The organism is Actinomyces oris (assembly GCF_001937445.1).
In the GTDB taxonomy this organism is placed as follows: Bacteria; Actinomycetota; Actinomycetes; order Actinomycetales; family Actinomycetaceae; genus Actinomyces; species Actinomyces acetigenes.
In genome coordinates this window covers 24347-47208 of record NZ_MSKS01000011.1, presented here as the reverse complement: position 1 = coordinate 47208, position 22862 = coordinate 24347, and the positions used below count along the sequence as shown (strand labels likewise).

17 protein-coding genes are annotated in these 22862 nt (G+C 71.8%); 8 read left to right on the top strand and 9 right to left on the bottom strand.

From position 1 onward, the window contains the following. Positions 1 to 179: 179 nt before the first annotated feature. From BKH20_RS03765 to BKH20_RS03750, 4 genes are all read right to left on the bottom strand, one after another. Positions 180 to 2252: a heavy metal translocating P-type ATPase gene (locus tag BKH20_RS03765; protein ID WP_081381585.1), complete on the bottom strand. Its 2073-nt coding sequence runs from the start codon at positions 2250 to 2252 to the stop codon at positions 180 to 182. 234 nt (positions 2253 to 2486) lie between these two features. After that, positions 2487 to 4034, bottom strand: a complete 1548-nt coding sequence (gene glpK / locus BKH20_RS03760; RefSeq protein WP_075389987.1) for a glycerol kinase GlpK — start codon at positions 4032 to 4034, stop codon at positions 2487 to 2489. A 61-nt stretch (positions 4035 to 4095) separates the two neighbouring features. Then, positions 4096 to 4836: an MIP/aquaporin family protein gene (locus BKH20_RS03755; RefSeq protein WP_070662921.1), complete on the bottom strand. Its 741-nt coding sequence runs from the start codon at positions 4834 to 4836 to the stop codon at positions 4096 to 4098. Between the two features lie 171 nt (positions 4837 to 5007). Next, positions 5008 to 6819: a glycerol-3-phosphate dehydrogenase/oxidase gene (locus tag BKH20_RS03750; protein ID WP_075389986.1), complete on the bottom strand. Its 1812-nt coding sequence runs from the start codon at positions 6817 to 6819 to the stop codon at positions 5008 to 5010. Positions 6820 to 7196: 377 nt separating this feature from the next. On the opposite strand from BKH20_RS03750, the gene BKH20_RS03745 reads away from it, so the two are divergent. The 7 genes from BKH20_RS03745 (at position 7197) to BKH20_RS14545 (ending at position 13901) form a co-directional block, all read left to right on the top strand. Next, entirely contained in the window at positions 7197 to 8342 is a 1146-nt protein-coding gene (locus BKH20_RS03745) for a sugar-binding transcriptional regulator (RefSeq protein ID WP_075389985.1), read from the top strand. 127 nt (positions 8343 to 8469) lie between these two features. Further along, positions 8470 to 9102, top strand: coding sequence for an amino-acid N-acetyltransferase (locus BKH20_RS03740; protein WP_075389984.1), 633 nt, complete (start codon positions 8470 to 8472; stop codon positions 9100 to 9102). A 139-nt stretch (positions 9103 to 9241) separates the two neighbouring features. After that, complete coding sequence (locus BKH20_RS03735) at positions 9242 to 9727, top strand: hypothetical protein (RefSeq protein ID WP_075389983.1); 486 nt, start codon at positions 9242 to 9244, stop codon at positions 9725 to 9727. A 125-nt stretch (positions 9728 to 9852) separates the two neighbouring features. Then, the gene (locus BKH20_RS03730; protein ID WP_081381584.1) at positions 9853 to 10731 is read left to right on the top strand and encodes a hypothetical protein; all 879 of its coding nucleotides are present in this window, start codon (positions 9853 to 9855) and stop codon (positions 10729 to 10731) included. Between the two features lie 454 nt (positions 10732 to 11185). After that, positions 11186 to 11371, top strand: a complete 186-nt coding sequence (locus BKH20_RS13935; RefSeq protein ID WP_143224936.1) for a hypothetical protein — start codon at positions 11186 to 11188, stop codon at positions 11369 to 11371. 119 nt (positions 11372 to 11490) lie between these two features. After that, complete coding sequence (locus BKH20_RS03725; RefSeq protein WP_075389982.1) at positions 11491 to 12489, top strand: A/G-specific adenine glycosylase; 999 nt, start codon at positions 11491 to 11493, stop codon at positions 12487 to 12489. A gap of 167 nt (positions 12490 to 12656) precedes the next feature. After that, positions 12657 to 13901, top strand: coding sequence for a hypothetical protein (locus BKH20_RS14545; protein ID WP_256693023.1), 1245 nt, complete (start codon positions 12657 to 12659; stop codon positions 13899 to 13901). 58 nt (positions 13902 to 13959) lie between these two features. On the opposite strand, the gene disA is transcribed toward BKH20_RS14545, so the two are convergent. The 3 genes from disA to tkt all read right to left on the bottom strand — a co-directional run bounded on the left by disA (position 13960) and on the right by tkt (position 18995). Then, positions 13960 to 15030 carry a DNA integrity scanning diadenylate cyclase DisA gene (disA, locus tag BKH20_RS03715; RefSeq protein ID WP_141759123.1) on the bottom strand — a complete coding sequence of 357 codons (1071 nt, stop codon included), beginning with the start codon at positions 15028 to 15030 and terminating at the stop codon, positions 13960 to 13962. 314 nt (positions 15031 to 15344) lie between these two features. After that, the gene (radA, locus tag BKH20_RS03710; protein ID WP_075389981.1) at positions 15345 to 16763 is read right to left on the bottom strand and encodes a DNA repair protein RadA; all 1419 of its coding nucleotides are present in this window, start codon (positions 16761 to 16763) and stop codon (positions 15345 to 15347) included. Positions 16764 to 16904: 141 nt separating this feature from the next. Then, a complete protein-coding gene (gene tkt, locus BKH20_RS03705) occupies positions 16905 to 18995 on the bottom strand; it encodes a transketolase (RefSeq protein WP_178388542.1) in 2091 nt (696 codons plus the stop codon). 211 nt (positions 18996 to 19206) lie between these two features. Between tkt and BKH20_RS03700 the strand changes: the two genes are divergently transcribed. After that, positions 19207 to 20589 carry an MFS transporter gene (locus tag BKH20_RS03700; protein ID WP_075389979.1) on the top strand — a complete coding sequence of 461 codons (1383 nt, stop codon included), beginning with the start codon at positions 19207 to 19209 and terminating at the stop codon, positions 20587 to 20589. A gap of 193 nt (positions 20590 to 20782) precedes the next feature. On the opposite strand, the gene BKH20_RS03695 is transcribed toward BKH20_RS03700, so the two are convergent. After that, positions 20783 to 22252 (bottom strand): flotillin family protein, encoded by a 1470-nt coding sequence (locus BKH20_RS03695; RefSeq protein ID WP_075389978.1) that lies wholly within the window; start codon positions 22250 to 22252, stop codon positions 20783 to 20785. Between the two features lie 103 nt (positions 22253 to 22355). Further along, on the bottom strand, positions 22356 to 22859 hold the full coding sequence (locus BKH20_RS03690) for a nodulation protein NfeD (protein WP_075389977.1): 504 nt from the start codon (positions 22857 to 22859) through the stop codon (positions 22356 to 22358). Between the last annotated feature and the right edge of the window lie 3 nt (positions 22860 to 22862).

Here is a 22862-nt window from a genome sequence, read left to right as displayed (position 1 = left end):
CATGCCATGGAGACGGTGAGTTGTGCACTATATAGGCGGCCACGTGCCGTTTTCGCGCGGCCTTCCGGGTGAAAGCGGGCTGGTGCGGTGTGGCGCCCGGAGCAGCTCGGAGCGTCATGGTGCTCCAAGACGGGCGCACGAGGAGCCGACGTCGTGGACCGCGTCGGTGGCCGGCCGACTCAGCGCCTGCGGGTGCGGCGGGGCACCAGTCGGGCCGAGTTGAGGATGAAGGCCGATTCGGAGACGACGTGCACGAGGGCCGCGGCCACCGGCCCCAGCAGCCCCAGCCCGGCGGCGATCATGCCGACGACGTCGACCACCACTGTGCCCACGAAGTTCACCATGATGATGCGCCGGGCCCTGCGGGCCACCCGCACGGTCTCGACCAGGTCGGCCGGGGCTGAGCCCACGAGGACCACGTCCCCGGCCTCGCGGGCCACGTCCGTGCCGGTGCCCATGGCGATGCCGACGTCGGCGGCGCCCAGGGCGGGGGCGTCGTTGACGCCGTCGCCTACCATGGCCACCCGCTTGCCCGCCAGGCGCAGTGAGTCGATGACCTCCTCCTTGTCGGTGGGCAGCAGGTCGGCGCGCACCTGCTCCTCGCTCAGGCCGAGCAGACCGGCCACATGGCGCGCGGAGGCGGCCGAGTCACCGGTGAGCATGAGGATCTCCAGGCCCATATCACCCAGGTCCCGCACGGCGGTGGCCGCGCCTTGGCGCAGCCTGTCGGCCAGGGCGATGGTACCCAGGAGCTGTCCGTCGGCCCGCACCTCCACCACTGAGGTGGCCGACGGCGCCTCCGGGTCGGACTCGGTGCTCGCGGCGGCCTCGTCGCCGCAGCCGTCAGTGTCCCGCCCCGGTTGGTGCCCCTGCCCCCGGCAGCGCCCCACGGTGATCCGGCGCCCTTCGACGTGGGTGCTCACGCCGGCTCCGGGGGAGTAGGCGACGTCGCCGGGCACCGGCACTGTCAGGTCGCGCACGGCGGCCTCGGCGTAGATGGCCCGGCCGATGGGGTGCTCGGAGTTCCACTCCGCCGCGGCCGCCAGGGCCAGCACCTCGTCCTCCCCGGCGGCGGCCTCGGTGGGGCGGACGCTCACGACCCGGGGCTCCCCGACGGTGAGGGTCCCGGTCTTGTCCACCACCACCGTGTCCACCGCGGAAAGCTGCTCCAGGTGGGTGCCGTCCTTGACGAAGGCCCCGCAGCGGGCGGCGCGGGCGATGGCCGCCAGAACCGCCAGGGGAGTGCCCGCGGCCACCCCGCAGGCCCCGGCCACGATGATGACCGAGATCGTGGCCCGCACGTCCCGGGTGACCAGGAAGGTGACCAGGGCCGCCGCCAGGGCCAGGTAGACGATGCGGGCCGCCAGCCGGTCGGCCAGGCGCTGGACCGGCGCGCGCGATGACTGGGCGTGACGCACCGCTGCCACGATCCGCCCGTAGGAGGACTCCTCGCCGACCCGCTCCACCTCGAGCTCCAGGGCGCCGCGGGTGATGGAGCCGGCCGGGACCCGGTCACCCGGCCCGACCGGCACGGGCAGCGCCTCCCCGGTGATCCGGGACTGGTCGACGTCGGCCCGGCCGCTGCGCACGACGCCGTCGACCGGTACCCGGCCCCCGGGACTCAGGGCGATGACCTGCCCCAGGCGCACCTCGTCCAGGGGGACCTCAGTGACCCCGGAGGACTGCGAGGACTCGGCGGAATCAGCGGCCTCAGCGGCCTCGGGGGCTCCCACCACCCGCGCGGTCTGCGGCAGGAAGGACATGAGGTCGGTCAGGGCATCGCGCCCCCGATCCATGGACAGCTCCTCCAGGACCTCGGCGCACAGCGCGAAGACGGTCACGGCCAGGGCGGTCACCCACTCGCCGATGGCGGCGGCCGCCACGATGGCCAGCAGCATTGAGAGCTCCATGCTCATGCGCCGCTTGCGCAGGTCGCCCGCCGCCTCGATCAGGAGCGGCCAACAGCCCACCGCCAGCACCACCGCCCCGACGGCGCCCACCACCCAGCCGGGCGTGCCCGCCGCTTCCGCGATACAGGCACCCAGCGCCGCCAGGCCCACCGCCGCGATGCGCACGACGTCGGCCCACTCGATCTGCTCGAGAATCCGTGCGCCCGCGGGGGCGCCGGCCGAACCGGTGGTGCCGCCGGCACCGGAGAGCTCGTCGGAGGCATCGACGGGCAGTGCCGGCGTCGAGGCCGATGGTGCCGAGGCGGGTGGGGACACGTGGGCAGCGGGTGGGTGAGCCGTCATACAGGGACTCCTCGCAGGGGACGGGAAGGACTCCCCGGGGCGGGCCGGGGAGCGCCACCCAGGAATCTACCGGCCATTCAAGCGGCTCGACAGTGTATGAGAGGACTAGTGACGCGCAAGGACGCCGCCGACGGGCCCGTGGGGAGGCGGGCCCGTCGGCGGCGTCCGGGATACTGGGAACTCAGGCGGCGGCTAAGCCGGCGACCACCGCATGAGCTCTGCCGAACGCGGTCCCTACTCGATCACGTCCTCATCGACCCAGTCCAGGGTGCGCTGGACGGCCTTGTTCCAGTTGCGGAAGAGCCGCTCGCGCTCGGCCTCCTCCATGGTCGGCTCCCAGCGCTTGTCCTCGGCCCAGTTGTCAATGACGTCCTGGGTGCCCGACCAGAAGCCCACCGCGATACCGGAGGCGTAGGCGGCCCCCAGCGCCGTGGTCTCGGCGACCTTCGGGCGCACCACGGGCACACCCACCTGGTCGGCCTGGAACTGCATGAGCAGCTCGTCGCGGGTCATGCCGCCGTCGACCTTGAGCTCGGTCAGGGCCTGCCCTGAGTCGGCATTCATGGCCTCGAGGACCTCGCGGGTCTGGTAGGCAGTCGACTCCTCCACGGCCCGGGCGATGTGCGCCTTGTTGACGTAACGGGTCAGACCCACCAGGGCGCCGCGGGCGTCAGGGCGCCAGTGCGGGGCGAACAGTCCGGAGAAGGCCGGCACGAAGTAGGCCCCGCCGTTGTCCTCGACGCTGGAGGCCAGGGCCTCGATGTCCTTGGAGTCGGCGATGATGCCCAGGTTGTCGCGCAGCCACTGCACCAGCGAGCCGGCCACGGCGATCGAGCCCTCCAGGGCGTAGACGGCCGGCTCGTCCCCGATCTGGTAGCACACGGTGGTCAGCAGCCCGTTCTCACTGCGCACCGGGGTGGTGCCCGTGTTCATGAGCATGAAGCAGCCGGTGCCGTAGGTGTTCTTGGCCTGGCCCTTCTCGAAGCAGGCCTGCCCGAAGGTGGCCGCCTGCTGGTCGCCGAGGATGCCGCTGATGGGGGTGTCCACCAGCAGACCGTTCTTGCGGCCGTATCCGAAGACGCCCGAGGAGGGACGGATCTCGGGGAGCATGGAGACGGGGATGCCCATGTCCGCGCAGATCTCGGGGTTCCAGTCCAGGGTGTCGATGTTCATGAGCATCGTGCGCGAGGCGTTGGTGACGTCCGTGGCGTGCACCCCGCCGTTGACCCCGCCGGTGAGGTTCCACAGCGTCCAGGTGTCCATGGTGCCCATGAGGAGGTCGCCGGCCTCGGCGCGCTCGCGGGCGCCCGCGACGTTCTCCAGGATCCAGGCGACCTTGGGGCCGGCGAAGTAGGTGGCCAGTCCCAGGCCGACGCGGTCCTTGTACTTGTCCGGGCCGTCCTCGCCGGCCAGGCGGTCGCAGACCTTCTGGGTGCGGGTGTCCTGCCAGACGATGACGTTGTAGACGGGCTCGCCGGTGTTCTTGTCCCACACGACGGCGCTCTCACGCTGGTTGGTGATGCCCACCGAGGCGATCTCGTGGCGGTTGATCTGTGCCTTGGCGAGCACCTCGCCGACGACGGAGCGGATGTTGTCCCAGATCTCGTTCGCGTCGTGCTCGACCCAGCCGGCACGCGGGAAGATCTGCTCGTGCTCCTTCTGGTCGACGGCGACGATCTCGCCGTCGTGGTTGAACAGGATGGCGCGTGAGGAGGTCGTGCCCTGGTCGATGGCCAGGACGTACTTCTTCTCGTCGCTGTCAGCTGTGCTGTTGGGGCTCAAGGAAATGTCCTTTCACTGCGTTGTGAGGGGCTGTGACTGTGTATGAGGGGAGGAGCCGGGCTCAGAACAGTCCGGCGATGTGGGGGACGATGAGCCCGGCGGCGACGGCGCCGATGATCGGGCCGACGACCGGGACCCAGGAGTAGGCCCAGTCCGAGTCGCCCTTGCCGGGGATCGGCAGGAGGGCGTGTGCGATGCGCGGGCCCAGGTCACGGGCCGGGTTGATGGCGTAGCCGGTGGGGCCGCCCAGGCTCAGACCGATGACGACGATGACCAGGGCCACGGCCAGCGGGCCCAGGCCCGAGGGGGTCTTGCCCGAGGCGATGATCCAGGCCAGCAGCACGAAGGTGCCCACGGCCTCGGTCACGACGTTCCATCCGTAGGAGCGCACCGCCGGGCCAGTGGCGAACACGCCGAGCTTGGCGGCGGCGTCGGCCTTCTGGTCGAACTGCTTCTTGTAGGACAGCCACACGGCGGTGGCGCCCAGGATGGCGCCCACCATCTGGGCGGCGAAGTAAACCAGGATGGTGGTCGCCGAGGCGGGGATTCCCTCGGCCAGGTCCCGTCCGGCGACCGCCAGACCGATGGTGACGGCCGGGTTGAGGTGTGCGCCGGTCTTGTAGGCGGCGTAGACGCCCACGAAGACCGCCAGACCCCAGGCCATGGTGATGACGATCCAGCCGCCGTCCTTGGCCTTGGAGCCGGGCAGCGCGACACCGGCGACGACGCCGCAGCCCAGAAGGATGAGAAGGAATGTCCCCAGGGCCTCCGAGGCGAAGATCTGGGTCAGGCTCGCAGACATGTGCGGCTCTCTTTCTGCACGACGGTGTGCGGGTTCAATCGGGACTGCGAGGTCCGGTTCGTCGGCGGTGGTTGGGTGGTCGCGGTGCCCGCCTCCGCCGGAATCTGCGGGCACCGCGGGGAGCCTGTGGGTCGAGCGGCACCGGGTGCGGTCCGCTCGGCCCATAGGAGACTAGATCGGCTCAGTGATGTGCGCCACCGCGGCGGCGTCGGTCAGCTCGGCCTCGGCCGCCGCGATCTGGGCCACGCGCTGAGCGTAGGCCTCCTTCTGGGCGGCGACGTCCTTGTCCGACCAGTTCAGCAGCGGTGCCATGATCGCCAGGATCTCGTCGGCGGCGGCCAGGCCCCGGTCGCGGTGCGAGAGGTCCAGGCGCACGCGGCGCAGCAGGACGTCGTCGAGGCTCTCGGCGCCCTCGTGGGTGACGGCCCAGACGACCTCGGCGCGCAGGTAGGTGGGGGCCTCCGCCAGCGGCTCGCCCAGACGCTCCTCGGGATCGGCGGCGTCGATGGCCTCCAACAGGGCAGGGGTCTCGTCGCCGTAGCGGTCCAGCAGGTGAGTGACCCTCTCCAGGGTCCAGCCGCGCTCACCGGCGATCCGCCCGGCCCGCTTGGCCAGGGCGTGGTAGCCGGCCGCACCCACCAGGGGCAGCTCCTGCGTGGCGCAGGGGTGGGCGTGGGACAGGGCCTCGCCCAGGGCGTGGTCGACGGCGTCGGAGGCCATGACCCGGTAGGTGGTCAGCTTACCGCCGGCGATGGCGGTCAGCCCCGGGGCGATCCGGGTGACCGTGTGCTCACGGGAGACCTTCGTGGAGGCGGCCTGAGCGCCCGGCTTGAGCTTGGGCTGGAGCAGGGGGCGCAGGCCCGCGTAGACGCCGATGATGTCATCGCGGGTGATGGGCCGCGACAGCACGGAGTTGGCGTGCTCGAGGATGTAGTCGACGTCGGCGGCGGTGGCCACGGGCTTGGAGACGTCCAGGTCCCAGGGGGTGTCGGTGGTGCCGATGACCCAGTACTCGGGCCAGGGGATGATGAACAGGACGGACTTCTCGGTGCGCAGGAAGACGCCGGTCTCGGCGTCGATGGCCTCCTTGGGGACCACGATGTGGATGCCCTTGGAGGCCAGGACCTTCAGGCCGCCCGCGTCGGTGGCCAGGTCCTGGACGTCCTCGGTCCACACGCCGGCGGCGTTGATGGTGCGCTTGGCCCGGATCTCGTGGTCGGTGCCGGTGGCCAGGTCGGTGACGCGGGCACCGTGGACGTGGCCGCGCTCGTCGGTGAGGAAGCCGGTGACCTTCGTGCGGTTGGCGGCCAGCGCCCCCAGGCCGACGGCGGTGCGCACCAGGTCGATGACCAGGCGGGCGTCGTCGACCCGGGCGTCGAAGAAGCGGATGGAGCCGGCCAGGCCGCTGGTGTCCAGGGAGGGGGCCAGGGCGGAGGTGCCCTTGCGGCCCAGGTGACGCTGGATCGGCACGGTCTTGCGGCCGCGGGCGCCGGCCAGGGCCAGGGCGTCGTACATGCCCACGCCGACGGCGGAGTAGGAGCGCTCGTAGTGGTGCTTGAGCGGCCACAGGAAGGGCTGGGCCTTGACCAGGTGCGGTGCGGTGGTGCTCAGCAGGCGGCCGCGCTCGGTGAGGGCCTCGTGCACGAGGGCGAAGTTGAGCTGGTAGAGGTAGCGTAGGCCGCCGTGGACGAGTTTGGAGGACCACGAGGAGGTCCCCGAGGCCCAGTCGCCCATCTCCACGATGCCGGTGCGCAGGCCGCGGGCCGCGGCGTCCAGGGCGATGCCGGCGCCGGTGACGCCTCCGCCGACGACGAGGACGTCCAGGCCCTCGGCCGAGGTCATCTCCTCCAGTGCGCGCTCGCGCTGGGCGGCGTTGAGCGCGGTGTCCTGGATGGGTGCGGGGTAGGAGGGGGCGGCGGGGCCGGCCGGGCCGGAGCTGCGGGAGGGGGTCTTCTTGGAGGAGGGCTTGCGGGTGGAGGTCATGGCTCCTGGGCTCCTACGTGTCGTGAGGTCGAAACTGGTGAGGCTGTGCGGGGCCGGTCGGCGTTGACCGGGGTGCCGGGTCGGATGCAGGTCGGGGCCCGGCTTCCGGCGCCGGGGCTCGACGTGTTCCGTCGCGCTCGCACGGCCCGTCTGTGGTGTCGGACACCACTGTCCGCCGCGTGTGGGAGAATGCGCAAGGTGCGTGCACGAATGTGCAGACGGCTTTTGAGGTATCCACAAGAATGTCCGCTGATCTGTGCGTACAGTCCTCCTCGCCGGGACGTCTGATGTCGTGTCCGGGAGGCTCGTGCCCTCCCGCCGCACGGGACGGCTGTGTGGAACGCCGCCGTCGTCGATAAGAGGAGAAGGAGGATGACGTGACTGGCAGAACCGCTTCTGACGCCGTCGGGGGCGCGGCGAGTACCGCCGACCCCGGTGGCCTCCTGCGCGCCTACGAGGCGGCCTCCATGTACTACGTCCAGGGCGAGACGATGGAGGTGATCGCCCACCACCTGGGGGTGTCCCGCTCCACCGTCTCCCGGCTCCTGGCGCGTGCCCGCCAGGAGGGGGTCGTGCGGGTCAGCCTGGTCCAGCCCGGTGGCGCCGGCTCCCTGGAGGGGCGGATGGCGCAGGTCTTCGGGGTCCGCACGCATATCGTCCCGGTGCGCGAGGGCACCACGGAGATCCACCGCCTCCAGCAGGTCGCCTCCGTCGCCGCCGCGCACATGGTCGACCTCATCGGGGCCCTGGCCGAGCAGGGCGGGGCCGAAGGCGCCGGTGCGCCTGAGTCGGGTGGCCCCGAGGGCGAGAACCGCGGCGCGGCCGGCGGGGCGGGCCGGGACGTCGGCGCAGGAGGCGTCGTCGTCGGTGTCGCCTGGGGCACCACCATGTCGGAGGTCAGCGCCGCCCTGCCCTCGCGGCCCGTTCCGGGGCTGACCGTCGTCCAGCTCAACGGCGCCTCGGATCCCATGCGTGAGGGGCCCAGCGCCGGTGAGGTGCTCTCCCAGATGCGCATGTCGCTGGGGGCTCGCACGATCTCCTTCCCGGTGCCGGCCTTCTTCGACCATGTGGCCGCCCGTGAGGCCATGTGGTCGGAGCGCTCGGTCAAGCGGGTCCTGTCGGTGGCGCGGCGCGCGAGCCTGGCCGTCTTCGGCGTCGGCGCCCTCGATGCCCTCAACGGGGCCCTGCCCTCCCAGGTCTATGAGGGTGGCCACCTCACGGCCCGGGACCAGGCCGTCCTGCGCCGCCAGAACGTGGTGGGGGACGTGTGCACCGTCCTGCTGCGTGCCGACGGCTCCTGGCGCGACGTCACCCTCAACGCCCGGGCCACCGGCCCGACTCCCGCCCAGCTCGCCCGGATTCCGCGCCGTCTGTGCGTGGCCGCGGGAACCGGCAAGGCCCGTGCCCTGCTGGCCGCGCTGCGCGCCCGGACCGCCACCGATCTCATCGTCGACGACGCCACCGCCCGCGCCGTCCTGGAGCTCGCCGAGGTCCGGGGCCAGACGGGAGGCGGTTCTCGATGAACCGCGAACGTGGCAGGATGTGGGCCCGGATCGCGCTGCGGTCTGCTCGCGGCTCCGGCGTCGCCGGTGGAACGCCGGCTCACGGGGCCCAAGACCAGAACTGAGCCCTAACTGAATGCGGACAACGATGAACAGCACTGCTGTCATGACACATGAACACCTGCTCGCCGGCCGGACGACACGTCGGGCCGAGGTCTACGGGGTCGACGACTCCCGCCGCGTCCTGCGCCCGGCGCGCCCGGCGGACGTGCGCCCCATCGCTGAGCTGGTGCGTCCCTACGCCGAGCGGCGCGTCCTGGTCTCCAAGGACCTCATCTCCTACTTCGAGGACATCCAGGAGTTCATCGTCGCCGAGGAGATCCCCGGCGACGCCGGGACCGGTGGGGCAGACGGCGGAGAGGCGCCGGCCGAGCCCAGGATCGTGGGCTGTGGGGCGTTGCACGTCATGTGGGATGACCTCGCCGAGGTGCGTACCCTGGCCGTCCACCCCGACGCCGTGGGGACCGGACTGGGCTCGGCCATCCTGCGTGAGCTCATCGCGCAGGCCCGGGAGATGGGGCTCAAGCGGGTGTTCTGCCTGACCTTCGAGGAGCCCTTCTTCGGGGCCCACGGCTTCGTGCCCATCGAGGGCACCCCGGTGGGTATGGACGTCTTCGCCGAGATGCTGCGCTCTCACGACGACGGCCTGGCTGAGTTCCTCGACCTGGCCCGGGTCAAGCCCAATACCCTGGGCAACGCCCGCATGCTCCTGCACCTGTGAGCTGATCGCCCTGGGTGGGCCGGGTGCGCTTCGCTGCGGCGGGCCGCGGTCCCGTGTGATCTCATGGTCGGGTGCGATCCTGTTGGACAAGCAGCCGACAACTGTGCGGCAGCCATGCGATAACCGTGGAGGAGCACCCATGATCCGCAACGTTCACGAACGCGTCATCAACGCTTCGCTCGAGCCCCTGGGCGCCCTGCTCAACGGGCTTGGGCAGAAGGACGATCGACTCTGGCCCTCGCGGTACTGGCCGCCGATGGTCCTGGACCGGCCACTGGCGCTGGGAGCCGACGGCGGCCACGGAGCCATCCGCTACTACGTCAGCGAGTACGAGCCCGGCCGGCGAGTGCGGTTCACCTTCCGTCCGCGAACAGGGATCATCGGTGCCCACGAGCTGAGCCTCGACGCCCTGGACGAGAAACGCACCCGCATCCGCCACGTCCTCATCGGCCGTACCCGTGGCGCCATGCGGCTCATGTTCTCGGCCGTGGTTGAGCCCCTGCACGATGCCGTCGTCGAGGACCTCTTTGACAACGCCGAACGTGAGACCACGGGCACGGTCGTCCGTCCCGCGACGTGGTCCCCGCGGGTGAGGGTGCTGCGCCGTCTCACCGGTGGCAGATAGCCGCCGAGGGCGGCCAGGAGACGATGGGGAGTTCTGCCGGGGCTGCATCGGTGGGGGCGTCGCGGTAGCCTGACGAGGTCTTGTCGTAATTCCCGTACATCCAAGAACCTGTGAGGAAAGTGCTCATGAGCCAGCCACCGGTCAACGGCCCCTACAGTCAGCCCGGTCAGTACGGCCAGTACGGTCAGTACGGCGATCCCGCCCAGCAGAACCAGTACGGTCAAGCCGGTGTCCCCGGGCCTCAGGCTCAGTACGGCCAGACGAGTCAGACCGCTGCCGGTCAGTACGGTCAGTACGTCCGGCCCGGAGCGGGTCAGCCGGCTTCCTATGACGTTCCGGCTGGCCCGCAGTCCTCCTCGGCCCCTCAATCCGGTTACCAGCCCTCCCAGCTCGGCCCCATTCCCGTGGATCAGGACAGGCTGGTTCTCAAGTCCACGACGACGACCGCCAGCCGTATCCAGTTTTTCGTGGGCGGCGGTTTTGGGCTGGTGTGCCTGATTGCGGCGGTCAAGGAGCTCCTTGCCAACGGGGCGACGGTCGGCTTTGTCGTTCTGCTGCTCCTCGGGTTGTTCCTGCTGCTCGGCATCCTGTTCCTCATGTCGGTGCGTACGGTGTTCGACGCCACCGGCATCCACATCGGGGCCGGCGGCAGGGGCCGCGACGTCCCCTGGCCCCGCTCGCGTACGGGGCTGTTCGTCAAGGTCTCCGGCGCACCGGCGGCCCTGAGTGCCGCCGCAGGCAGGGTTCGGATCCGTCACGCCGAGGGTCACGTCGTCGACCCCGACGGCAGGGCCGTCACCCTGGCCGGTCTGACCTGGTCCGGCGTCAGTGGCCAGGCGCTGGAGGCAAAGGGCACTGCCGAGCTGGACCGCATCTGGGAGTGGGCCGTCGCGCGCGGATACACCCAGGAGACGGGCGAGTACGTTGAGCTCAACGGCGTCCTGGGTATCCAGCAGGGGGCCCGGGAGCGTCAGGAGCGCCGTCAGGGCCTGAACCGCCCCTGACTCGGGGCGGGCACGGACGTCGAGGACGCGCAGCGTCCTCCAACGTTCTCGGTCCATGGGGAGGACTGGCCCCTTGGAGGCGGTGCGGTCGCGGTCGGTGTGGAATACGCTCACGGCACCCCACCGCCCGCGATCTGGTGCGAACCGCCTTGATGAAGAGGTTCCCATGACGCAACCACCGACAGGCTCTTCCTACGGCCGGCCCGCTCCCTGTCGCCAGCCCGGGAGCCGACCCTCCCCCTACGGTGGGGCCACTCCTCAGGGGGCACCCGGTCAGTACGCCTCGGCCGGGTACGGCCGGGTTGATGGTGGTCGATCGAACGACGGCCGATCGAGCAGCCAGCAGCCATCGGCCCCTCCGGTCCCCGTTCCCGTCGCTGCGCTCCGGGGAGTCCCCGAGGCTCAGACGCCTACGCTGCCAGCGCGTCGTCCCGGGCGAGCACCCGCTGCGCCGGTGACCGACAGGTTGGTCCGCCGTACCGCCGCAACCGGGTCCGGCTGGATCGTGCTCGTCCTGTGTGGCGCCGTCGGGCTGCTGCTCCTGGCGTCCGGACTCAAGACGATCGTTGGCAGCGGGAACGATTCCACGCTCGGCTTCACCATGCTCGTCACCGGGCACGCCCGTGCGTTCGTAGGTTAAGTCTTGGGTTCGTAGGGTAAGGGGACGAACTGGAGGCCTACCCTACGAACGCGTGGGAGTGCGACGATTCTCGCCGGCTGGTGACGAAGGTATCCGGCCCCGCCCAAGGTCTTGCCGCTATGGTGTCCCCCGTGCCCGCCCGCCCCACCCTTGACGACACGCTCACTGCTGCGACCTCGGCCAAGTCGGCGCCGCCTGCCGATCCGGCCGAGCCCTCGGCGCAGGACGTCATGGCCTGGTATGACGCCCACGCCCGCGACCTGCCGTGGCGCCGTCCTGGTACGACCCCGTGGGAGGTCCTCGTCTCGGAGGTCATGAGCCAGCAGACCCCGGTGACCCGTGTCGTCCCCGCCTGGCAGGAGTGGATGCGGCGCTGGCCCGGCCCCACCGAGCTCGCCCAGGCCCCCACCGCTGAGGTGCTGCGGGTCTGGGGACACCTGGGCTACCCGCGCCGGGCCCTGCGGCTCATCGAGTGCGCCCGCAGCGTCGTCGAGCAGCACGGCGGCGTCCTACCCGATGACCTGGACGCCCTTCTGGCTCTGCCCGGAGTGGGGGAGTACACGGCCGGCGCGGTCCTGGCCTTCGCCCACGGCCGGCGCGCCCTCGTGCTGGACACGAATGTCAGGCGGGTCCTGGCCCGCGCTGTCGCAGGTCAGGCCCTTCCCGCCCCCAGCCTCAACCGGGCCGAGCGTGAGCGGGCACTGCGCCTGCTGCCCGACGACGACACCACCGCCGCTCACTGGTCGGTGGCCGTCATGGAGCTCGGCGCCCTGGTGTGCACCGCCCGCGAGCCGGACTGCGAGGCCTGCCCGTGGCGGGCGAGCTGTGCCTGGCTGGCTGCCGGCCGTCCCGCGGACATCCACGCGGGCCGACGTCGCACTCAGACCTGGCACGGCACCGACCGCCAGGCCCGCGGGCTGGTCATGGCCCGCCTGCGCAAGGCCCCCGACGGGCGGTGCGTCGAGGCCGGTGAGCTCATGGCCTGCGCCGCCAGGGCGGGGGCGCGAGCCTCCGGCGGAGCCCCCGATCCCCAGCAGCCGGTGCGCGCCCTGGCCACCCTCCTGACCGACGGGCTCATCGCCACCGACGACGACGGCGCCACCTACCGCCTCCCCTAACCGCCCACCGATCCGCGTGCCGCCCCGCCGGACGGCCGGGGACGCACAGGGCGGTGGGGGACCGGCCCTCGGAACCCGTGCGGCGCCGGGCAGCCGGCGTCGGCCCCGCGCGGACAACGACGAAGGTCTCACGGGCCTGGGGTCGTGGCGCCGGTAGAGTCGTGACCATGGCCAAAGGACGCGGACGCAACCATGGGGAAAGCGCAGGACGACGAGGCTCGGCCCGTCGCGGCGCAGGCTCCTCATCGGGGCGTTCGTCCTCGGGCTCCCAGTCCCGGCCCCACCGGCAGGGTGGTTCCGGCGGCGGGCCGCGGTCGGGTGCCGGACAGTCGGCCTCAGCCCGCTCCGGCGGGGCGCCCAGATCCTCCCAGGCCAAGGGACGAGGCGGCCGCGCTTCAGGCGCCAAGTCCACCGGACACCCCCTGCACTCGGGGCAGACGGGCAGGCCCACCGGCGGGCACTCGGGTACGCCGGCCCAGGCCGGTAAGAACCGCAGGTCCCCCCAGGGCGGCCAGGGGGCCTCGACGTCCCGCTCACGGCAGGCCGCTCCGGGAACCGCCCGCTCCGCCCGGACGAGCTCGACTCAGGCCGCCCGCTCCGATCGTCGTCGAAAAAACGGCTGGGGTGCGGGCCTCCAGTGGGCCCGCATCGGCGGCGGGCGACTGACCGGCGCCCCCGACTCGATCCCACAGAGGCCGGACCAGCCCCGCAGCGGGCGCCTGCGCAAGCCGGTCCCGCCACAGCCCCGCTACGGTCTGCGCCGTGCCCTGGTACTGGGTGGAGTCCTGCTGATCCTCCTGCTGCTCATCGTGACCATCGTTGTCGGCTACCTCTGGGCCCGCAACACCATCCGCACCCAGGATGAGGAGCGCGCCGCCGCTCAGGTGCACACCGTCTACCCCACGCCGGGTAAGTGTGACCCCTCGGCCCTGTCGAGCACGGTGCAGGGGCCCGAGTCCGTCGGTGTCGGCGCCGGGGCGACCTTCTCCATCTCCCTGGTCAACAGCGGCCAGGCGCCCTGCCTGATCGACGTCGGCAGCCAGACCCTGGGGGTGAGGGTCTCCTCGGGCTCTCAGCAGGTGTGGGACTCCCTGACGTGTCCCGTGGGCCAGACCGAGCGGGCCCTCCTCCTGCCGGCGGGCAAGGGCGCCGAGGTCACCGTGACCTGGAACGGCAACGCGGCCACCTCCGACTGCGCGGCGGCCACCGCTGCACCGGCCTCTCCGGCTGCTTCGGCCGGCGCATCGGCCTCCCCGACGTCGAGCCCGAGTGCCACTGCCTCCTCTGCGAGCCCTTCAGCGGGCCAGGCGCAGACCGCCCCGGGCAGTGCCGCGGGGGCAGGGACCTACCGTTTCCGCTTCGTCATGGGGGGCAAGGACCTCACTGAGGACCGGGTCTTCGTCGTCAGCTGAGGGCCTTCTGCGGCCGGGGGGATCCGGGCGGGGCGTCAAGGCCTCGCCACCGGGCGGCTCAGGAGTAACGCTCGACGACGGAGATCTCCGCCAGCCGTGACAGCCCGTCGCGCAGGGTCCGGGCCCGCTGCGCGCCCACGCCATCGACGGCCTCGAGCTCCTCGATGGTGGCGCCGAGGACCCCCTGCAGGGACCCCCACTGCTCGACGACGGCGCGCGCCGTCACCACGGGCAGACGCGGGATCTTGGAGAGGATCCGCAGGCCGCGCGGGGAGACCTGAGCGTCCAGGTCCTGGCCGTCGATGCCGCCCAGGCCCATGGAGCGCGCCACCATCGCCAGGTCCAGGAGGGCGGGGGAGCCCACCCACTTCAGGCGCGCATCGACGGTGGCCGTGTCCAGCCCCTCGGGCAGGTAGTCCTCCAGGAGGAAGCCGTGCTCGGCGAGCAGGCCCCGGGTGAGCTCCTCGACCTGGAGGGCCAGGAGGCGCCCGTCGGTGCCCAGCTCCAGGACGTAGGAGTCGATGTCGGCGGAGATGCGGCGAACCATCTCCATGAGCTGAAGCACCGAGGTGACGTCACGGACGGTGACGAGGTCCTCGATCTCCAGGGAGTCCAGGCCGGCGGAGGTCTGGTCGAGGCGGGCCTTGTATCGCTCCAGTGCGGACAGGGCCTGGTTGGCGCTGGCCAGGATCGACTCGCTGGGCTCCAGGACATGGCGCTTGCCGTCGACGTACAGGGAGATGATCCGCATGGACTGGCTCACGGAGATGACCGGGTACCCGGTCTGGCGGGCCACGCGCTCGGCGGTGCGGTGACGCATACCCGTCTCCGAGGTCTGGATCGAGGCGTTGGGCAGCAGCTGGACGTTGGCACGCCGGATCCGGGCGGTATCCATGTCGACGACGACGCCGCCGTCCATCTTGGCCAGCTCACGCAGGCGGGCCGCGGAGAGCTCGACGTCGAGGTGGAAGCCGCCCGAGGAGATGGCCTCCACCACCGGGTCGAAGCCCAGCACGATGATCGCCCCGGTACGTCCGCGCAGGATCCGCTCCAGGCCGTCACGAAGGACGGTGCCGGGAGCGACGAGCGCAAGCGTCTCGTGCAGCTGGCCAGCGGCCTCGATCATCATCTCTCCTGATCTCGCGGTGTCCTGGGGGGAGGGATCGCACAGTGAGCCCGCCGGGGCGCGGACCGTGCTGAGGGCCTTCGGGTCTCACAGCATTCAGGTGAGCGCACGCCCCGGTGCTCACGCTCCCATGGTATCGGCAGGCGGGCCGACCTTCGGAGAGGGCCTTCCCACACTGGACCAGTCGGTCTGTTGGCGGCGCCTGGCCGATCCATGGCGGTCACGTCACCTGCTCGGCACCCTGTCCGCCCCTCACCCCGGGGTTTGCCTGCGTTGCCTGCGTTGGCCGTGCTGCCCATGTTGGCCGTGCTGTCCTGTCAGCCGCGCGGGAGCGCCGCCCCCATGGCCTCACCCACGTGCGCCACCGGCAGCACCTGCATCCCGGCGACCTCGCGCAGCTCGGCCGAGCCCGCCAGCGGCACGATCGCCCGGTCGAAGCCGAGACGAGAGGCCTCCGCCAGGCGCCGCTGGATGCCGACGGTGGCCCGCACCTCACCGGTGAGCCCCACCTCGCCGAAGGCCACCAGGCCGGCGGGCGTGGGCAGGTTGCGCGCGGCCGAGACCACGGAGATGGCCACGGCCAGGTCCGTGGCCGGCTCGACGGCGCGCGCCCCGCCCACGGTGGAGACGTAGACGTCCGCGCTGGAGGTGTCCACCCGCAGCCGGGCGCTGAGGACGGCCAGCGCCATGGCCGTGCGCGAGTGGTCCACCCCGGAGGTGGTGCGCCGCGGCGAGCCGGCGTTGGTGGGGGCCACGAGCGCCTGGATCTCCACCGGCATGGGGCGGCGCCCCTCCAGGGTCACGGTGGCGCAGGTGCCCGGCACCTCGGAGCGGGCGGCGGACAGGAACAGGCCCGAGGGGTCCGCCAGCCCCACGATGCCCCGCTCACCCAGGTCGAAGCAGCCGACCTCATCGGTGGGGCCGTAGCGGTTCTTGACGGCCCGCAGCAGCCGCAGGCGGGCGTGGCGGTCCCCCTCGAACTGGGTGACGACGTCAACCAGGTGCTCCAGGACCCGGGGCCCGGCGATCCCGCCGTCCTTGGTGACGTGACCCACGAGCAGCACGGGGATATTGCGCTCCTTGGCCACCGCGATGAGTGCGCCGGTCACGGCCCGCACCTGAGTGACGCCTCCGGCACTGCCCTCGACCTGCGCCGAGGCGATGGTCTGGACCGAGTCCACCACCAGCAGGGAGGGACCGGCCGCCTCCACGTGCCCCAGCAGGGCCCCGAGCTCGGTCTCCGCGGCCAGGAGCAGCCCGGGATCCAGGGCGCCGATGCGCTCGGCCCGCAGCCGCACCTGCGAGGCCGACTCCTCCCCGGTGACGTAGAGGACCGGCCCGTCCCCGCGCTCGCGCGCCACGGCGGCGGCCTTCGCGGCGACGTCGAGCAGCAGCGTGGACTTGCCGACCCCGGGCTCGCCGGCCAGCAGCACGACGGCGCCCGGCACGATCCCGCCGCCCAGGACCCGGTCCAGCTCGCCCACCCCGGTGGGACGGGCCCGGGCCTCCGTGGCACTGACCTCCCCGATGGGGCGGGCCGCCACCGTCGGTCGCACGGCGCCGGCGCTCAGGGCTCCGCCGGCGTTCCCGCCCGGGGAGCCGGAGACCTGAGTCTCCTCCAGGGTTCCCCACTCGCGGCACTCGCGGCACTGGCCCATCCACTTGGGGCTGGACCAGCCGCACTCGGTGCAGCAGTAGGAGACCTTGGGGGCCTTGGGACTCTTTGATGTGGGCATGGCTGGAGAGTATCGGGGTCCACCGACATCTATTCCCCACACGTCGAGCCGGGCATTTTTCGCGTAGCCCTACGGTTTTTCTGTAGGGCTACGCGAAAAATGCCCGGCTCGGTGCTGGTGGGGCGGCGTGCGGGCTGGGCGTCAGCCGTGGGTGCGGGCCAGCGCCTGGCGGGCCCGCTGGGCGACGTCGCGTCCGGTGAAGCCGTACTCCTCGAACAGGGCGGTGCCGGGGGCGGAGGAACCGTAGTGGTCGATGGAGACGATCTCGCCGGCGTCGCCGACGATCTCGCGCCAGCCCAGGGCGATGCCCGCCTCGATGGCGACCCTGGCGGTGCCGGCCGGCAGCACCTGGTCCCGGTAGGCGGCGTCCTGCTGGGCGAACCACTCCAGGCAGGGGGCGGAGACCACCCGGGTGGGGGTGCCCTCCTCCTGAAGGATGTCCCGGGCGGCCACGGCCACGCCGACCTCGGAGCCGGTGGCGATCAGGACGACCTCGGGGGCCGTCTGGCGCCCATCGGCGTCGGTGGCCTCGGCCAGGACGTAGGCGCCGCGGCGCACGCCCTCGGCGGCGGCCTCGGCGGAGGCGTTCACGGTGAGGTTCTGACGCGACAGGGCGATGCCGGCCGGCTCGTCGTGACGGCGCAGGATCTCCGCCCAGGCCGCGGCGGTCTCGTTGGCGTCCCCGGGGCGCACCACGGCCAGGCCGGGGATCGCGCGCAGCGCCGCCAGGTGCTCGATCGGCTGGTGGGTGGGGCCGTCCTCACCGACCCCGATGGAGTCGTGGGACCACACGAAGACCGGCCCGATCCCCATGAGCGCCGCCAGGCGCACGGCCGGGCGCATGTAGTCGGAGAACACCATGAAGGTGCCCCCGTAGGGGCGAGTGAGCCCGTCCAGGGCGATCCCGTTGAGGATCGAGCCCATGGCGTGCTCGCGCACACCGAAGTGGAGGGTGCGCCCGAAGGGCCCATCGCCCTCGGACTGCGCCAGGGATGCGGGCAGGAAGGAGGGCTCTCCGGCCATGGTCGTGTTGTTCGAGCCGGCCAGGTCCGCCGACCCGCCCCACAGCTCGGGCACCACGCCGGCCAGGGCGGAGAGCACCTTGCCCGACGCCGCACGGGTGGCCAGGGACTCGCCCACCTCCCAGGTCGGCAGAGCCGCCTCAAGGCCCTCGGGCAGGCGGTGGGCCTCAAGACGCTCCAGCAGCGCGGCACCGGCGGGGTTGGCCCGCTGCCAGGCCGCGAAGCGCTCCTCCCAGCCCGCTCGGGCGGCCCGGGCGTTGTCAGCGGCCCGCGTGCGGGCGTGGGAGACGACGTCCTCGGGAAGGATGAAGCTCTGCTCGGGGTCCAGGCCCAGGGCCCGCTTGAGCCCGGCGATCTCCTCGGCCCCGAGCTTGGAGCCGTGGGAGGAGGCCTGCCCCTGCTTGGTCGGGGCGGGCCAGGCGATGACCGTGTGCAGGCGGATCAGCGACGGGCGCGCGCTCTCGGCGCGGGCCGCCACGATCGCCTCGTGCAGCGCCTGGAGGTCCTCCGCGTAGCCGTCGGGGCCGGTGCGCCAGTCGACGTCGAGCACCTGCCAGCCGTAGGCCTCGAAGCGGGCCGAGACGTCCTCGGTGAAGGCGATGTCCGTGTCGCCCTCGATGGAGATGTCGTTGTCGTCGTAGATGGCGATGAGGTTGCCCAGCTGCTGGGTGCCGGCCAAGGAGGCGGCCTCCGAGGTCACGCCCTCCTGCATGCAGCCGTCACCCAGGACCGTGTAGACGAAGTGGTCGAAGACCGACTCACCCAGCGCGGTGCCGGCGTCGAGCAGCCCGTGCTCGCGGCGCGCCGCCATCGCCAGGCCCACCGCGTTGGCGAAACCCGCCCCCAGCGGGCCCGTGGTGGTCTCCACCCCGGCAACCTCACCGAACTCCGGGTGACCCGGCAGACCGGCCGGGGTTCGGAAGGCCGTGAAGCCCTCCAGGTCAATGTCGTAGCCGGCCAGGAACAGCTGGATGTACTGCACCAGCGAGGCGTGCCCGATGGACAGGACGAACCGGTCCCGTCCCAGCCAACCCGGGTCGAGCGGGTCGTGGACCATCTCACGCTGGTAGAGCAGCCACGCCACCCCCGCCAGGGAGATCGGCGTACCGGGGTGCCCCGACCCCGCCTTCTCCACGGCGTCGGCGGCCAGGGCCTTGGACACCGCGATGGTCTGACGGTCAAGGTCGGTGAGCAACGGCTCAGCGCTCATAACGGAGGACTCCTTGTGCATGAGGGTGCGTCTTGCCCGTGGCCACGGGCGCCGTGACGGTGGTGCATCGCGGTGCATCCATGGGCGGGTATCAAGGGTGATCCTTCCCGCTTCCGTGGGGGCGGGCAAGTACAGGCGTGAGCGCGTGTGTCTCTCACACTCGGGGCCTGTCCCCGGACGCGGCCGTCCTTGCCCGTAGATTGGGTCGCATATGGGCACAGCAAGAGGACGCGCGACGCCGTCGGTGGAGCACGGCAGCGCTTTGGAGCAGATCGACTCCCGGCCCCTGACGGGCCATCAGCGAAGCATCATCGCTCTGGCGATTGTCGCCAACGTCTCTGAGTTCTTCGACATGTTCCTCATCGGCTTCGCCGTCGTCCAGCTCCAGAAGGAGTGGAGCCTGGGCGGATTCGAGACCGGTGTCATCCTGGCGTGCTCCGGGCTCGGGACGGTGCTCGGCTCGGTCCTGTGGGGCCGGGCCGCCGACCGGATGGGCCGACGACGCACCTTCTTCTGGTGCGTCCTGCTCTTCACCGTCTTCACCCTGGCCTCGGTGTTCACCCCCACCGGCTGGTGGATGATGCTGGCCCTCCTGCGGGTGCTGGTCGGCGTGGGCGTCGGGGGCCTCAACATCGTCTCCATCCCCTTCGTCCAGGAGTTCGTGCCCACCAGGCAGCGGGGTCTGCTGGCCGGACTGGGCTCGGTGTTCATCCCGCTGGGGCTCTTCCTGGGCTCCCTGGCGCAGCGGGTCCTGCATGACAACTGGCGCGGTCTCATCGCGCTGGGGGTCGTCCCGATCCTCCTGCTGGCCTGGATCCGGCTCGTCCCGGAGTCGCCCCGCTTCCTGCTCTCCCAGGGCCGCGAGCGCGAGGCCCGCGAGTCCATCGCCTGGGCCCTGGAGCTGAGTCCCGACGCCGTCGGAGCCCTGCCGCCGGTGCGGACCGGGCCGCGCGTCGCCTACCGAGAGCTGCTGCGCAAGCACCTGCGGGCCCTGCTCATCGTCTCGGCCGGCTCCTTCTGCTTCATCCTGGGCTCCTTCACCGTGCAGTCCTGGGGGCAGACGCTCCTGGAGGTCGGCTTCACCGACATCGGCGCCGACGCCGTGGGGACGCTCTTCATGGGGGTCTCCCTGGTGGATCTGCTTGGGCGCCTGGCCTCGGCCTGGCTCGCCGACCGGATCGGGCGGCGCTGGACGTTGTTCTCCTTCGGGATCCTCGGGGCGCTCGGGGCGGTCATCGTGGCCTTCTCCGCCCACTGGGAGACCTCGTGGGTCGTCTTCTTCACCGGCATCTGCATCACGATGGGCTTCGGCGACGGTGCCTTCGGGATCCTCAACGCCTTCGGCGGCGAGCAGTTCCCCAACGACGCCCGGGGGACCGGCCTGGGCCTGGGCTACGGCATCGGTGCGAGCGCCAAGATCCTCGGGCCCCTGCTCATGGGGGCGATGATCGGCTCCGGCAGCCTCCAGGAGCTGGCGCACCCGCTGGCGGCCGTCTTCCCGGCCTTCCTCTTCTTTGCGGCCATGCTGGTCCTGGGGGGCTTGGTCTACCTGCTGGCCCGTGAGACCAAGGGGGAGACCCTCGAGGACATCTGAGCGCCCTGGTGCTTCGAGGCCGTCAGCGGCCGCGGGCCGAGGCGGGCGAGCCCGTCGCCGCACGTGCTGGTGCTGGTGACCTGTCCGCTGCCGACTCTGAGCAACGCGAGCGTGCTACGTGGCCGGGTGCGGGCGGTGGAGACGTCCCGCGCCCGGCCACGTGGATGCCCTCTCGGTCTGTGGCGCTTCAGCGTCAGTGCGCCGGCTGCTCGACGACGTCGACCGGGTCCCCGCCGTCACGGCTGTCGCGCTCGGCGTGGTCGGCGTCGTCGGTGGGGGCGTCCGAGCCCGGCAGGTGGCCGCCCACCATGTCGGTCAGTCCGGTACCCACGAGGCTGCGCAGGATGAGATCGAGCTGCTCGACGTTGTTGGCCACCGCCTTGGGCAGGGCGGAGGCGCCCTCGGTGGAGATGATCGACAGGTCTCGCACGCTGGCCAGCGGCTCGCTCAGGGCCCGTGCGATCTCGGGGGCCTTGTCCAGCAGCATCTGGCGGGTGGCGGCCTCGCCGTACTTGGCCAGGGCGTCCGCCTTGTCACTCATGGCCTTGGCCTCGGCCTCACCGGCGGCGCGGATCGTGTCGGCCTCGGCTTGACCCCGGGACGCGATGGCCTCGGCCTCGGCGCGGGCCCGGGCCGCGGTCGCCTTGGCCTCGGCCTCGGCGCGGGCCACGGTGGCCTGGGCCTGGGCCTCGGCGTCCAGACGGGTGCGCTCGGCCTCGGCCTGGGCCCGCAGCAGCGCCTCGGTCTTGGAGGCCTGAGCCTCCTGCTCGCGCTGGTAGCGGGCGGCGTCGGCGGGCTTGCGCACCGTGGAGTCCAGCTCGCGCTCGGTCAGGGCGGCCTTGGCCTCTGCGGCCTCCTGCCCGATGATGGCGATCTCGCGCTCCTTGGCGGCGCGGGCGATCGGGCCGGCGGAGTCGGCGTCGGCCTGGGCCTTGTCCGTCTCGGCCTTGAGCTGGGCCTGACGCAGCGACAGGTCGCGCTCGCGCTCGGCGATCTGCTGGCGGGAGGTGACCTCGGCGTCGCGGGCCTCGCGCTCGGCGTTGGCCCGCGCGATGCGGGCGTCCTTCTCGACGCGCTGCTGCTCGGGCACGCCCAGGGACTCGATGTAGCCGCCGGCGTCGGTGATCTCGGAGACCTGGAGCATGTCGATCTCCAGACCCATGTTGGCCATGATGCTCTTGGCGTCGTCGAAGACGTTGCGCTGCAGGGCGTCGCGGTCGGAGATGAGGTCGGTGACCGTCATGTGGCCGATGATCGAGCGCAGGGAGCCGATGAGCGCCTCGCGGGCGGAGTCGGCGATGGCCTGGTCCGTGTTGGGCTTGCCCAGGAAGCGTTTGGCCGCGGCGCGCACCTGCTCGTCGGAGTCGCCCACCTTGACGGCGGCCACGGCGGCGACGTTGACGTTGATCTTGTTCTCGTCCTCGGCGGTGACCTTGAAACCGATCGTGGTCTGGGTGAAGGGCAGGTACTGGATGGACTGGATGACCGGCAGGACGAAGTCGCGCCCACCGGGGTGGATGATCTTGACCGTGCCCCGGTTCGACCCGGAGATCAGGCCGGTGAGGTTGGAGGGGACGACGACGATGCGGCTGAACAGGTAGGCGACCGCCGCCAGTACGATGATGACGGCGACGACGATCAGGCCGATGACTGATACGTCCATGCGGGGTTCCTTTCTGTGCGGGGAGATGGGATGAAGGAGGACGGCGGGCAGGCGGCGCGAGCAACGGGCGGGGCGTGCGGTCCGTCAGCGGCCCCTGGTGGGCTCAGCTGCTGACCTGCTCCCAGGGGACGATGTCCAGGGTGGAGTCGACGGCGTCGAGCACCCAGGCGCTCTGCCCCGAGTGCAGCGGCTGCTCGGAGCGCGCCGGCAAGGTGAGCTGGTTGCCGCGCGTGATGGCACGAACCTCGCCGCTGCCGTCCTTCCACCACAGGACGGTGACCTTCTCACCGACCAGCTCCGCGGCGGTGGGCGGAGCCGTGTCCAACGGCATGGAGCGCCGGAGCCGGTTCCACAGCCAGCGCATGAGCGCGCCGGACGCGACGGCCGCCGCGGCGGGAACGCCCCACAGCACCGCCGCCGGCACCTGCGTGGCGGCCGAGCCCGTCGCCGCCGTCACCCCCATGCCGATGGCGCCGAACACGGCCACCGGCAGCGCGAGGATCGGTACGAGCCCATCGGGGAGGAAGGCGTCCAGCAGCCCGTCGAACAGGATGCCGGACACCAGGACGGTGCAGCCGATGATCGCGCACCAGGCGAAGATGCCCACACC